The sequence below is a fragment of the Camelimonas sp. FR25 genome (assembly GCF_059740505.1).
Window position 1 is genome coordinate 110,304 of record NZ_JCAWFG010000076.1, and the last position, 12,566, is coordinate 122,869.

A 12,566-nucleotide genomic window follows, 5' to 3' on the forward strand; every position below is an offset into this window, starting at 1 on the left:
GGCGGCGCGCTGCCTTTCAGCCCCATGCATCTTACTGCGGCGTCGGCCGCGGCCAGCGCCGCGCCGTCGCGTCCTCAAGACAGCATAGGGCAAGGCGCTGGCGCCTCCCGGCAATTGGCGTGGCGTTACGCGCCTCATATTTTCGCTCAGCGCGATGCGCTGGCGCACGATTTTCCTGACAATCGCCAGTCCGCGCCAGGTCGCATTCGCAGTTCTGGCGTCGGCTGCCGCCTCTTCCGTTCGAGGACACCATGGCGTCATCATCTCTGTCTCATCTGGCGCGTCGCTTCGGCCGGTCGCGTCTCGCATTGGCCGCGCTGTTGGCCGCCGGCTTCACGGCTGGCCCGGCCTTCGCCCAGAAAGCTGCGACCCCTGGCGTCACCGCTGAGGAGATCCGCATTGGCCAGACCATGGCCTATAGCGGCCCGGCATCGGCTTATGGCCAGCTCGGCAAGGCCCAGGCCGCCTATTTCCAGTCAGTGAATGATCGCGGCGGCATTAACGGTCGCAAGATCCGCTTTATCTCGCTGGACGACGGCTATAGCGCCCCCAAGGCGTTGGAGGGCGTGCGCAAGCTGGTTGAGGGCGATGATGTCGCGGCGATCTTCGGCTCGTTGGGAACTGCCAACAATCTGGCGGTGCGGGCCTATCTGAACGGCAAGAAAGTGCCGCAACTGTTCGTGGCGGGCGGCTCGCAATCTTTCAATGATCCGAAACACTTCCCGTGGACCATGGCGTGGCAGCCGGCGTTGTTCAAGGAGGGCGTGTTCTTCGGCGAGCAGCTCGCCCGGCGCACGCCAGACGCGCGCATTGGCGTGCTGTACCAGAACGACGACTTCGGCAAGGAGCTGCTGGCCGGGCTGCGCAAGGGCCTAGACGAGCGGGCAGGGGGCGACAAGGGCGCTATCGTCAGCGCCCAGAGCTTCCAGGCCACGGATCCGACCATCGACTCACAGATTCTCAACATGCGCGAGGCCGGAGCCAACGCCGTTTTCCTGTTCGCCTATTCGCGCCAGGCCGCCCAGGCGATCCGCAAGATCCACGAAATGGGCTGGAAACCACAGATCTATCTGACGCTTGGCTCGGCCTATATTGGCTCCACTTTCCGTCCTGCAGGTATTGAGGCGTCCACAGGCGTGATCACCGCCGGCTTCATCAAGGAATCGACCGATCCTGCCTGGAAGGATGACGCTGCGGTCAAGGAATGGAAGGCCTGGTTCGACAAGTATCTGCCGGGCGCTGATCAGACGGATACGCTGAACATCGTTGGCTATGCCTACGCCCAGACCATGGAGCAGGTGTTGCGCCAGGCAGGCGATGATCTCAGCCGGGAAAACATCCTCAAGCAGGCGGCGAACATGAAGAACGTCCGCATTCCCGTGCTGTTGCCAGGCAGCCTGATCAACACCACGCCAGACGACTACACCGTGGTGTCACACATGCGTTTGCAGCGCTTCAACGGCGCCAGCTGGGACCCGGTGGACTGATCCACGACCTGGTGTTCCTCGGCCAGACACGTTTGTGCCGGCGCGGCGCGACCTCAGTGTCGCGTCGTGCCGGCGGCGTTTCAGGCGCTATCTGTGCGCGGTGAGGGCAGGGCGCGCCAGGCCAGAGCCCGGCCAGGCTGATCTACACCTGCGCCAGATGCGCTGCAGCATCAGTTCAGCGCCACGCCGCCAGGGCTGGCGCCGCCAGCGGCCTGGCCAGCTGGCTGGCGCCCAGGCGGGTTGGGGGCGGCGGGCCGTGCGGCGGTGTTTGCGAGCGGCGAGCCCTGGAAGGCGGCGCCGACCTGATCGCGGCCCAGCGTCTCAGGCAGGGTCACCTTGACCATATCGCCTGGGCCCACAGGCGTCGTCTCCAGCGCCGCGATGGGCTCGCCGGGGTTGGCGGCGCGCACCACCGTATAGCTGATGGCCTGGCGCATGGCGGCCCGGCGGCTACCGGTAGCCCCAGCTGACGTCGATTCCTGTAGCAGATCCTCATTGATGGCCCGGCGGGTCGCCAGCTCTTTGAGGCGCTGGTCCGTCTCGCGCAATTCCAGCGCGATCTCGCCTTCGCGCTTGCTCTGCAGCTCCAGCAGGCTGATTTCGGCGCGCGAGGCCTCCTGGCGGGCGCGCAGGATGCTGGTCTCCAGCCGCAACCGGTCGCCCTGGATCTGCGCCATGGTGCGCTCCAGCGCGAACTGGCGCGGCGCCACAGCCAGGCCCTTGCCAACCAGCGTGGTGACGCCATCGAGTTCTTTCTGCACCAGCGCCGCCTGTTTTGCCTCGGTCTCCAGCTGGCCGCTCAGTGATTGGCCCTCCCGCTCCAGAAACGCTTTCAGTGTGCTGATGGCGTTGGTCTGGGTGCGGAAGGCGTCGCGGCGGGTGTTGAAGATGCGCGTCTCCTGCTCATAAGCATCTTGGGCGCGCTGGCCGCCATTGGCGAAGCCCGCCGGCATCGGGAAGCTTTCAGCGTTGGCGGCTTCGGCGTTGAGACGGGCCTGGCGCATCAGCAGCGCGGTGCGGGCGATGGCCACCGCCTCCAGCTCGCCGCGCGCCGCGATGGCTTCGCGCTGGCGGGTGCTGAAATCGGTCGAGCGCAGCTCGCCGCCAGCCAGGGCCACGGCCTGCAGCACCGTCAGCCCAGGGCGAAACGGGAAATCACCAGGCTTCATCACGTCGCCGGTGATGTAGAAAGGGCGATACTGCACCACTTCGACGGTCGTATCCGGCTTCTGCACCAATTGCATGCGGGTGCGCAGCGCTTCGCCCACGGCGCTGGCGACGGCGGACGGCGACAGACCGCCAGCGGTGATTTCGCCGACCAGCGGCAGCGACACCTTGCCATTGGCGCCAACGGTGAATTCGTCGTTCAGGCCCTCCCATTCGACGATCTTGTCCTGGGCCGGACGCCACTCATAGACCTTGACCCGCAGCTTGTCCTGCGGGCCCAGAAGATAGTCGGCGGCGAGGCCCGGGCTGGCGCTGAGAGCTGGAGCCAGCAGCAGGCTGAGCGCTGCGGCTGACAGGCGGCCGGAACGGCGGATCATGGTCGTTTGTCCTGAAGCTGGAGGATGTATTCCGGCTCGATGCGTCCGGAAAGCAGATGGGCCGCCGCGATCATATTGCCGCGCAGCCGGCCGCGGCGGTCGACCCACGGTTCGGGCTTCAGGCTGCGCGCCAGATTGGCGGCAAGGTTGCGGGCGATCAGGCGCAGCCCGAAGCCTGGGCTCATGGTGCCCTTGCGCATCAGATAGATGGGATTGATCACCTGGGAATAGCCAAGGCGGAGGCCGCTGACCCGTCCGCCCTTTACCCCCAGATGCACGCCGGTCAGGGTTTTCAGCGCCACGATGCGACCGGCGCCGCGCAGGCGGCTGGTGAAATCGATGTCCTCCTGCCAGCCATACAGCGGCAGCCGCTCGTCAAAGCGCTCGGCGCCGATGGCGGCGGCGCGCATGGCCATGTTGCAGCCATAGGCGCCGGGATGATCGGCCACGTCCGGCCAGTTGGCGCTGATACGCTTTGCCTGCGCCAGCATGGCGACGCCATCATCGAAATCGATGCCCGCGCCATGGGCGCCGTCGGCGATGGCGGCGCCCATCACCACCGCATAGTCGGGATTGTCGCGGAAACCCCGCTCGAGCTCAGCCAGATAATCAGGCGAGGGCAGGAAATCGTCGTCGAAGAAAACAATGATGTCGGTGTGCTGCTGCACGGCGTCGAGCGCCGCATTGCGCTGGGCGCACAGACCGCGCGCGCCGAGCGCCACCTGCAACGCAACGCCGGGGGGCGCATGGCGCTCAGGCGCCGGGCCCACATGGCTGGCGTCCGGGGCGGCGAGCACGATGGCGTCGGGCAGACGTTGCTGGTGATGCAAATGACGCAGCGTTTTCGCCACCAGTTCTGGTCGGTGAATGGTGGGGATGATGACCGTGATACGCATGCGCAGGACCTGATCTTGATGAAAAGTCTGGCCATGGCCCCGGCATGGCGAATGGCCGGAAGTGTCGCCGGGGCAGGCAGACGTTGACGCCGCGCGCGCAGCTACGCCAGCGCTCCAGCCAGGCGGCGCAATGTGGGCCCGCCCAGGTTGCGCAGGATTGCGCCGTGCAGCCAGTACCGAAATAGGGCCGGTGACGCCTCAGTGCGACGGCGCCAGCACGCAAAAGACGTAAGGCAGGAGGCCCGTATGGCCTTTTGGCGGAGTTTGGGCGGCTTCACGCCTTCGCGATATTCGGGTGGCGGGCGACGCGCCGTCGGCGCCGCGGAGAAACGCCATGACCACACTGCCCCAGCCTGCGCCGCTTGCGGTGACCGAGCCTGGCAATGACAACCGGGGCGTGCTGGAGCTCGCCGCCAGCCGCCGCCAGGATGTGCGACGCAATCGCACCGCCGGCCTGTCGGTGGCGCTGGTGCATGACTGGTGCCCGTCGTTCCGGGGCGGCGAGCGGGTTCTGGCCGAACTGGGGCGCACCTTCGGCGCCCGTGACGTCTATACGCTGTTTGATTTTCTCGACGACGACATCCGGCGCAAGCACTTTGGCGAGGCGCGCTTTCACACCTCGGTCGCCAATCGCCTGCCTGGCGTGCGGCGCTATTACCGGCACCTGTTTCCGCTGTGTCCGCTGATGATGGAGCAGTTCGACGTCACCGGCCATGACGTGGTGATCTCGTCCTCCGCCGCCTTTGCGCGCGGCGTCATCACCCGCCCCGACCAGCCGCACATCTGCTACGTCCACAGTCCAGTGCGCTACGCCTGGGATGAGCAGTTCTCTTATCTCGAGCAATTGGGCCTGCGCCGCGGACCGCTCAGCCTGCTGTACCGGCACTATATGCACCGGCTGCGCAATTGGGACGCCCGCACCGCCCATGGCCCGGATGTGATGGCCGCCAATTCCAGCTATGTCCGCGCCCGTATCCGGCGCATCTATGGCCGCGACGCCGAGGTGGTGTTTCCGCCGGTCAGCGCGCCCGCCGACGCCTTCAGCGCCGACAAGGATGATTATTACGTCACCGCCTCGTTTCTCGCGCCCTACAAGCGCACCGACCTGGTGATCCGCGCCTTCAACGCCATGCCCAACCGCAGACTGCTGGTGGTGGGCGAAGGCCAGCAGGCCAGGCATTTGCGCCGTCTTGCCGGACCCAACGTCAGTTTCACCGGCTTCCTGCCGCGGCAGGACTATTTCCGCACGGTGGCGCGGGCGCGGGCGCTGGTGTTTGGCGGCTGCGAGGATTTCGGCATCGCCCTGGCCGAAGCGCAATTGCTCGGCACGCCGCTGATCGCCTTCGGCCGTGGCGGCGCCGTGGACATTGTGCGCACGCCCGCAGCGCACGGCGCGCCTACGGGCCTGCTGTTTAACCGGCAGGACGAGGCGCATGTGATTGCGGCGGTGGCGGCGTTCGAGGCCGATGAACAGCGCTTTGCCCCCGAAGCCTGCCGCGACAATGCCAGCCGCTTTTCAGTGGAGCGGTTCCGCAGCGGCATGAACCGGGTGTTCGACATGGCGCAGGACATCGCCCAGGGGGCGCCACGGGACATTGTCCGCAGCTGATCGACGTAAGGGCTTGCCGGGAACGCCGCAGGCGCTGCTGCTGCGGCGGCGGCGGAACCTCTCTTACGGGTCACATGCAGCCAGCCGACGCGCTTTCGCACCGCGAGGCGCCGCACGGTCTGCTGTCTCCCTCTTCCCCAACGTCATGCCCGCGCGCGTCGCGGGCATCCACGCGTTTCCGTTGGGGAGCGCACCCCGTCTTCCTGAATGACAACGCCGTTCCAGCGCCCGGCCCAGGGCGCGTTCTGTCCTGTCGGCGCTTCTATCCTGGCAGCCAAACGCGTGGATGCCCGCGATAAGCGCGGGCATGACGGCTGAGAGGGGGGCGGGCGTGAGCGAATAGGCCCCGCGCTTAAGCGTGGGTTCAGATCAGCGCGCCGCGCAAGGAGTGTTCATAGGGCTCCTGGCGCTGCAGCAGCGCGGAGGGCTCGCTGAGGCCGTCGGCGTCAGCCATCAGTTCGAGCCAGTCCAGGGCGGATTGCGCCCAGCTGAACAATGGCGCCCGGGCCTTGCCGGCGGCGGCGAGTTTAAAGCGCAAGGAGGGGTCGGCGCGCAGGGCGCGGAATGCTTCGAGCCAGGCGTCGGGCTGATCCGGCGGCGCATAGAGCACGGCGTCGCCACAGATCTCCGGCAGGCTGCTCTGGTCTGAGGCCACCACCGGACAGCCGGTGGCCATCGCTTCCAGCGGCGGCAGGCCAAAGCCTTCGGCCAGCGATGGAAACGCCAGACACAATGAACTGCTGGTCAGCGCCGCCATCTGGTTGTCCGTCAGCCGGCCGAGCATGGCGACATTGTTGGCGGCGACGCCGCGCAAGCCGTCACGGAACACCCGGGCGTCGCGTGCGCCGACCAGCGCGATGCGGAAGCCCAGCGCCTCCAGCCGTGGCGCAAGGCCCAGCAGCATGGCGACATTCTTGTGCGGCGCCGGGCTGCCGATCACCACAATGGTGTCGGCGCTGGCGGCCTTGCGCGTGGCGTCGGAGTGGCGCGGCGTCCAGCGCAGTGCGTGTTCATGACCGTTGGGAATGACGGTGATGGCGTCTTCGCTGGCGAGGCCCCAGGCGGCGATCTGGCTGGCTGAATAGTGCGAAACGGTGACGAGACGCTGCGCCCGACGCGCCAGAAGCGGCGTCACCAACCGCTGATAGGCTTTATAGGGAGCGGAATAGCTTTGCGGATAGGCGCGCGTATTAAGATCGTGCAGGCACAGCAGCAGGCGGTTGTGCAGCAGCGGCGCCGTGTTGCACAGGCAGATCAGTCCCGCGCCGCGGGCCTCGGCGGCGAGCGTGGTCTGTTCCCACAGATGGCCCGAGCCGCGCCCCACCTGCCGAACGGGAATGTTCGGGAACAGCGCCGTGACGTCCGCAACGGCGATGTGCGACGGCACCAGGATTTCGGGCGCCAGATCGTCGGCCAGCGGATGCCGTTGCTGGATCAGGCGATCCAGACCAGCGACAATCTCCCGGGCATAGCGCTGCACCCCCGTGAGCGGCTGCCCGAGGAACCGTCCGTTAATTTTCCAGGATCGCGCCATTGATGGTTTTTCCGCCGTCATACCAGGCCGCGACGATGCTGACGCGTCCGCGACCTGCAAAGCTCATGCGCCGCCCGGGTCTGACCAGAGTGTGAGCCACGCTCGCCGGATCTGGTCGCACGAAGCAGCTCGCGCCACGCGTCACGCACTGTTGGCCGGCGGCCCCCTTTTCGCCATGCCTGCAATGGAGGTAGCGGCGGTTGAGGCCGCCTACGTCTTATGGCGAGACGGGGCGCAAAGGCGACGTAGCGGCGCCAACAAGACAGTCTTGTTCAGCTGGCCACATGGCTCGATCACTGCTGCACACAGCAGGACGCATCATGCCGCGCAGCCGACACTGGACCATCAACGGAGATTTTCTCTCGCTCGCGCCCAATGGCGTCGCGCGCTATGCGCGTGAGGTCACCGAGGCGCTCGATGCGCTGCTGGTTGAGGGCGTCGCCGGCAGCGAGGGGCTGCAGGTGTCCTTGGCCACGCCACGCCCGGCCGCCGCGCCGCAGCTGCAGCGGATCACCGTGCGGCATGTGCCCGAATATCGCGCGCCGCGCCTGCCGCAATTCTGGGTGCAGGCGCAATTGCCCCGGCATGTTACGGGCGGCTTGCTGAGCTTCTGCAATCTGGCGCCGCTGGCCGTGCGCCGGCAGATCGTCTGCATGCATGACGCCCATACCTGGTTGATGCCGGAGAGCTATGGCCGGCTGTTTCGCCTCGCGCATCACACGCTGATGCCGGCGCTAGGCCGCCGCGCCGAGGCCATCGTCACCGTCTCGCACCACGCTGGCCGGCAGCTGGCGCAATTGGGCGTGGTCGACCCAGGGCGGGTGACCGTGGCGTGGAATGGCGCCGATCACGCCTTGCGCTGGCGCCCGGACCGCGCCACGCGCTGCTACGCCAGCCGCCGGCCCTATGTGCTGTGCATCGGCCGCGACCAGCCCTACAAAAATATGGAGCTGATCTGGGCCATGGCGCCAGCGCTGGCCGCCGAGGGCGTGGATATCCTGGTGGCCGGCGAGGCGGCAGGCGCGGAAGCGGCGCGCCGGGGCGACAATATCGTGCCGCTAGGCCGCATCAGCGATGACGAACTCGCCGCCGCGCTCGATTCAGCCGTGTGCTTTGTCTTCCCGACCCGCATGGAGGGGTTTGGATTGCCGGCGGCGGAGGCGATGGCGCGCGGCTGTCCGCTGGTCGCCTCCACAGCGGCGGCGTTGGTGGAGATCTGCGACGGCGCCGCCATCCATGTCGACCCCGATGATCCGCAGGCTGCAGCTGCTGCGGCGCTGCGCCTGCTGCGCGCGCCCGCTATGCGCCAACGCCTGCGCGCTGCAGGCCTGCAACGCGCCCAATTGTTCACCTGGCGTAATGTGGCGCTGGCCTGGCTGCAATTGATGGCGAAAAGTGACGCCTCCGCCGGCGTCACTTGACGCTGTTTGGCATGGCAGGCGCGAATATGTCGGCTTCGCCTTTGCTTGTCCTGGATTGCCCCTGGGCCACACGCACCAGATTGCCGCGGCAATCGGCGCCCGGAGCCCTTGATTTGCGCCTTCACCGGCGCGCCCTTTCGTCTGTCGCCACGCCATCTGGGCGCGTGAAGCAGATTGCGATCGCATCTATGACATTCAGGGCTTGATCCGAAAGGAACAGGCAGTTCATGCTTTTGTTCGGGCAGGCAACCGATTGGGTCGCGGCAACGCGGTGAAGCCGCTGTCGGCGCCGTCATGCAGGAAGTCGACATGCGCAAGGCGATTGTGACCGGCGGTTCAGGAACGATCGGTGCGGGCATCTGCACGGCGTTGGCTGACGCTGGCTGGGACGTGGCCAATTTCGACCTTCAGGATGGCGGACCCGACGAGGCGCGCTTCGTGCCATGCGATGTCTCGGATGAAGATTCCGTCGCCGACGCCTTCGCCAGCCTCGACTGGAAGGGGCTGGATCTGCTGGTCAATAACGCCGGGCTGGCCGCGCCGGTCACCGGCCCGGTGGCGGAGCTGTCGCTGGCGCGCTGGCGGCGGGTCCTCGATAGCCACCTCACCGGCGCCTTCCTGATGACCCGCGCCGCCGTGCCACTGCTGCGCGAGGGCGGCGCCATCATCAACATGGCTTCAACCCGCGCCTTCATGTCGGAGCCGCTCACCGAAGCCTATGCTGCGGCCAAGGGCGGCGTGGTGGCGCTCACCCATGCGCTGGCGGTCAGTCTTGGGCCCAGGCTGCGGGTCAACGCCATCGCCCCGGGCTGGATTTCAGATTCCCCGGACCTTGCGCCAGAAGACCACGCCCAACATCCGGCCGGCAGGGTTGGGCGACCAGAAGACGTGGCGGCCGCCGTGCTGTTCCTCGCCGACGCCGGCTTCATCACCGGTGAGACGCTAACCCTCGACGGCGGCATGACCCGGCGGATGATTTACGCCGACTGACGCCAGACTCCGATGACCATGATACATCGGGTTCTGGTCAAGTCCATGCGGCGCCTGAGCATTTCAGGATGCGGATGCGTCAGCATATTCGCATCCTGGTATGAGCGCCGCGAAGCCGGCCAGCGGCGCACCGGCCAGGCGGACCCGCCCCAGCCGGGGTCAGTATTGTCAGGGCCGATGCAGCGGCAGACGCAGCGTCAGCGCAAGGCGATCACCCTGCAGTTCGGCGACAACGTCGCCATCATAGCGCGCAGCGAACCAGAACAATTTGCGCCATTCGTCGGGCAGCGCGCCGGGGGATCGCAGCGGATCCAGCATCCGCGACGCGAACAACAGCACCTGCGCCGTCGTCGCTTCAGAGACGGGAGACAGCCTGATGCTGACCTGTGGATGGCCATCGGCGCCGGGCGTCGCCGACAGGGTGATCGTCAGCCGCACGCCGTCGTCATCGCCGCCATGGCCTGCCTCGGCAAGGCACAGGACAGCGTCATCAAAATCAGCCGGATCGATAAGCACGGGCAGCGGTCCGGGCGATGGCGTCGCAGGGGCGACCCGCGCCTGACGCATCACTGCGCCCATACGCGCCGCCACATCAATGACCGCCTTGCGCGGCGCAAGGCGTCGCGCAAGCGCCTGAATACTGCGGGTCATCAGGGCGGCGCGCTCGGTCGTGGTTTCAATGGCGGTAAGATAGCGCTCGCGCCGCTCCGGCGGCAGGCCGGGATGCCGCAGCAGTTCGACCGAGCTGCCGACCACGGTGAGCAGATTGTTGAACTCATGCGCCGCCTTGCGGGCGGCCTGGCCGATGGCTTCAGGGCTGTCGTCGAGCGCCTGCTGCGCCGCCGCTGCGTCCCGCGCCGCCGCAAGCGCCTGCTGAAGCTGCGGGAGAAGCAGCCCGGCGTCGTCGCGCGCTTCTGGTCCGCTATCAGGGCCAGTGGCTTTATCTCCGGAATACATCAAACGGGGCTCCAGGGGGCTGACGCCAGCCGATCTCGCGCTGATCGCGCAGAGCCGACTGTCGCAGCGTTCGTCGTATCACCCTATGCACTTTGTCGCGAGACGCAGCCGTCAGGGCCGGTCTGTCCGCTACTCATGTGGCGGGCGCGGAACCCACTACACGCGGTCGCCCCCTGGCGCATCCGCTGGTGAGCGGCGCGCGCCCCGGCCCTCTTTGCAGAGCCTTTGCCGCAGAACGAGGCCTCAATCGTGCGCCTTGGCCGCTTTGCGGAACCTGCGCCATTTGCGGCGCAATTGCGCGAGGGTGATCTCCTCCTCGGCCGCGACGCGCCCATAGATGGCGCCAATCGCCAGAGACACGTCGGCTCCCGCGCGCCCCTTCTGCTGGCGTAGCTCATGCAACACGGCGAGCGCGCCATGCAGGTCGTTGTATCGCCCGAAGACATCCTGCAACCGCGCCAGCCGCCGCGCCGCGCCACGTTCATCGTGGCCAGCCGGTAGCACCGGCGAAAACAGCTCAGCGGTATAGCGCAGCTTCTTCAGCGCCAGCCGCACCTCATGCAGGGCGGCGGCGTCGGCCTTGTCAAAGCCGCGCCCCTTCTTCAGCACCTGCCGCCGGCGACGCGCGACCGCCCGGATCGCCGCCGCGCGGGCGGAGCCACGCAACATGGCGTCAGTGTCTGAGCTGCCCCCCTCACGCCAGCCCGCGCTGGCGATCCAGTGTCCGAGCCTGAGCAGGAACACCGTGGCGCGCCGGCTGTCGAGCGCGGTGGCGGCGTCAGCCCAGGCTGCGTCGCGCGCGGAGCCAAGACGCCTGTCGAGCGCCGAAAAATCAATCCAGGCGCCGCACGCCTTCTGCGCCTCGGCGAACACGCCCTCGGCGAACACGTCGAGGTTACGTGGACGCCCCAGCGCATTCATCAGCCATTTTGCTTCCCCGCCCAGCCCGGCGACGCTGTGCGATGGCGCGAGACTTTTGACGACGCCCAACAGCGACCGCAAGCGGCGCAGCGCCACCCGCAACTGGTGCACGCCCTCAACGACGCCAGGTGTGCGGGCCGCGGCGAGGTTCGCCAGCACATGCTCAAACACCGTATGGAATGAGGCGCGAAGCGTCGCGTCAAGGGAAGCGTCGCTGGCGCTTTCCGGCGTGCTGGCCTTGACAGGCGTGGGTCCGCGGCCCAGCGCAAGGGTATAGCCACGTGCGGCTTTTGAATGCACGGCCACGCGTACGTCAAACGCGTCGGCGATCCGCAGCGCCACATCGAAAATAGCGGCGGGCGCGCCGGAAACAAGTTCCAGTTCGATCTCGGATATGGCGTCAGAACGTGCGCCAGCTACAATGCGCCCGTGATCCGCCGTCAGTTCGACCACGCCATCCGCGACAGTCAGCTCGCAACTTTGTCGATCTACCAGCGTCTGAAACAGCGGCGCCAGGAGATCGGGGTTGAGATCAGCTGCATCGAGAGCGGAGAACCACGCGCCGACCTGGGTCAGATCGACGGCGCCATCCCTTAGCACATGGTTCCACTCATTGCGCGCGACCCCGCCATGGCCGTCGCCAACGGGGGTCTTCAGGGTCAACGTGTGCAGGCCAGCGCTGTCCTTGCGGACACGCAGCGCCCACAGCCGCTGCTGCAGTTGAGCGTCTGGCGTATCAAAATAGGTGGCGTCGAGCTGCGTGCGCCGAAGAGGCGTAGGCTGCATCTGCTGCAATAGCGGCGTGCGCATAACCTGTTGCGCGACGTCAGGCGCACACAGCAGCTTGATCTCAATCTCAACAGGCTGGGCCAAAGCACCAGGCGCGGCGCCGTCCACGGATCCATGTCGCGGCGACCCCGCCGTAACCTTGTCCGCGGTTGCTGAAGCCGTACGCGCGGCGACCATCGCAAATCCTCCAGGCATGCTGCGGTTGGCGACATAGCCAGGGCCCGCAGGCCCACAGCATAAAGGCTTTGTCGAGCAGTTGCAGCCATGGCGGCTGAGGTCAGACGTTCGCGCTGAAACGGCTGCCATGCGCATCGGCATGCAGCTCGACATCTTCGTTTCATCAAAGCGTCCAGCGACTTGCCGATGGTTACAAATGTTCCTTCCACAGAAGCGCGGCGACCACGACAAACGTATGACC

The 12,566-nt window shown here is 66.9% G+C and carries 9 protein-coding genes; 4 read left to right on the forward strand and 5 right to left on the reverse strand.

The window, feature by feature from the left end; genetic code table 11:
- Window positions 1-251: 251 nt before the first annotated feature.
- Window positions 252-1,487, forward strand: coding sequence for an ABC transporter substrate-binding protein (locus tag AC6A67_RS09275; RefSeq protein ID WP_498036268.1), 1,236 nt, complete (start codon window positions 252-254; stop codon window positions 1,485-1,487).
- A gap of 170 nt (window positions 1,488-1,657) precedes the next feature.
- Here AC6A67_RS09275 and AC6A67_RS09280 read toward each other — a convergent pair whose 3' ends face one another.
- On the reverse strand, window positions 1,658-3,031 hold the full coding sequence (locus AC6A67_RS09280; protein WP_498036269.1) for a polysaccharide biosynthesis/export family protein: 1,374 nt from the start codon (window positions 3,029-3,031) through the stop codon (window positions 1,658-1,660).
- The gene (locus tag AC6A67_RS09285; RefSeq protein WP_498036270.1) at window positions 3,028-3,927 is read right to left on the reverse strand and encodes a glycosyltransferase family 2 protein; all 900 of its coding nucleotides are present in this window, start codon (window positions 3,925-3,927) and stop codon (window positions 3,028-3,030) included. Before AC6A67_RS09285 ends, AC6A67_RS09280 begins: the two co-directional genes overlap by 4 nt.
- Window positions 3,928-4,261: 334 nt before the next feature.
- Here AC6A67_RS09285 and AC6A67_RS09290 point away from each other — a divergent pair, with 334 nt between their 5' ends.
- Window positions 4,262-5,536 carry a glycosyltransferase gene (locus AC6A67_RS09290; RefSeq protein ID WP_498036271.1) on the forward strand — a complete coding sequence of 425 codons (1,275 nt, stop codon included), beginning with the start codon at window positions 4,262-4,264 and terminating at the stop codon, window positions 5,534-5,536.
- A 364-nt stretch (window positions 5,537-5,900) separates the two neighbouring features.
- Here AC6A67_RS09290 and AC6A67_RS09295 read toward each other — a convergent pair whose 3' ends face one another.
- Window positions 5,901-7,070, reverse strand: a complete 1,170-nt coding sequence (locus tag AC6A67_RS09295) for a glycosyltransferase family 4 protein (RefSeq protein WP_498036272.1) — start codon at window positions 7,068-7,070, stop codon at window positions 5,901-5,903.
- A gap of 320 nt (window positions 7,071-7,390) precedes the next feature.
- Here AC6A67_RS09295 and AC6A67_RS09300 point away from each other — a divergent pair, with 320 nt between their 5' ends.
- Both AC6A67_RS09300 and AC6A67_RS09305 read left to right on the forward strand, forming a co-directional pair.
- Complete coding sequence (locus AC6A67_RS09300) at window positions 7,391-8,491, forward strand: glycosyltransferase family 4 protein (protein ID WP_498036273.1); 1,101 nt, start codon at window positions 7,391-7,393, stop codon at window positions 8,489-8,491.
- A gap of 309 nt (window positions 8,492-8,800) precedes the next feature.
- Complete coding sequence (locus AC6A67_RS09305; RefSeq protein WP_498036274.1) at window positions 8,801-9,481, forward strand: SDR family oxidoreductase; 681 nt, start codon at window positions 8,801-8,803, stop codon at window positions 9,479-9,481.
- A gap of 168 nt (window positions 9,482-9,649) precedes the next feature.
- On the opposite strand, the gene AC6A67_RS09310 is transcribed toward AC6A67_RS09305, so the two are convergent.
- Window positions 9,650-10,438, reverse strand: coding sequence for a histidine kinase dimerization/phospho-acceptor domain-containing protein (locus tag AC6A67_RS09310; protein WP_498036275.1), 789 nt, complete (start codon window positions 10,436-10,438; stop codon window positions 9,650-9,652).
- Window positions 10,439-10,681: 243 nt separating this feature from the next.
- The gene (locus tag AC6A67_RS09315; protein ID WP_498036276.1) at window positions 10,682-12,478 is read right to left on the reverse strand and encodes a CYTH and CHAD domain-containing protein; all 1,797 of its coding nucleotides are present in this window, start codon (window positions 12,476-12,478) and stop codon (window positions 10,682-10,684) included.
- Between the last annotated feature and the right edge of the window lie 88 nt (window positions 12,479-12,566).

Excerpts from the sequence above, each read along its gene's own strand:
- AC6A67_RS09275 (WP_498036268.1), top strand. The coding sequence starts at position 252 with ATGGCGTCATCATCTCTGTCTCATCTGGCGCGTCGCTTCGGCCGGTCG.
- AC6A67_RS09280 (WP_498036269.1), bottom strand. The coding sequence starts at position 3,031 with ATGATCCGCCGTTCCGGCCGCCTGTCAGCCGCAGCGCTCAGCCTGCTG.
- AC6A67_RS09285 (WP_498036270.1), bottom strand. The coding sequence starts at position 3,927 with ATGCGTATCACGGTCATCATCCCCACCATTCACCGACCAGAACTGGTG.
- AC6A67_RS09290 (WP_498036271.1), top strand. The coding sequence starts at position 4,262 with ATGACCACACTGCCCCAGCCTGCGCCGCTTGCGGTGACCGAGCCTGGC.
- AC6A67_RS09295 (WP_498036272.1), bottom strand. The coding sequence starts at position 7,070 with ATGGCGCGATCCTGGAAAATTAACGGACGGTTCCTCGGGCAGCCGCTC.
- AC6A67_RS09300 (WP_498036273.1), top strand. The coding sequence starts at position 7,391 with ATGCCGCGCAGCCGACACTGGACCATCAACGGAGATTTTCTCTCGCTC.
- AC6A67_RS09305 (WP_498036274.1), top strand. The coding sequence starts at position 8,801 with ATGCGCAAGGCGATTGTGACCGGCGGTTCAGGAACGATCGGTGCGGGC.
- AC6A67_RS09310 (WP_498036275.1), bottom strand. The coding sequence starts at position 10,438 with ATGTATTCCGGAGATAAAGCCACTGGCCCTGATAGCGGACCAGAAGCG.
- AC6A67_RS09315 (WP_498036276.1), bottom strand. The coding sequence starts at position 12,478 with ATGTCGAGCTGCATGCCGATGCGCATGGCAGCCGTTTCAGCGCGAACG.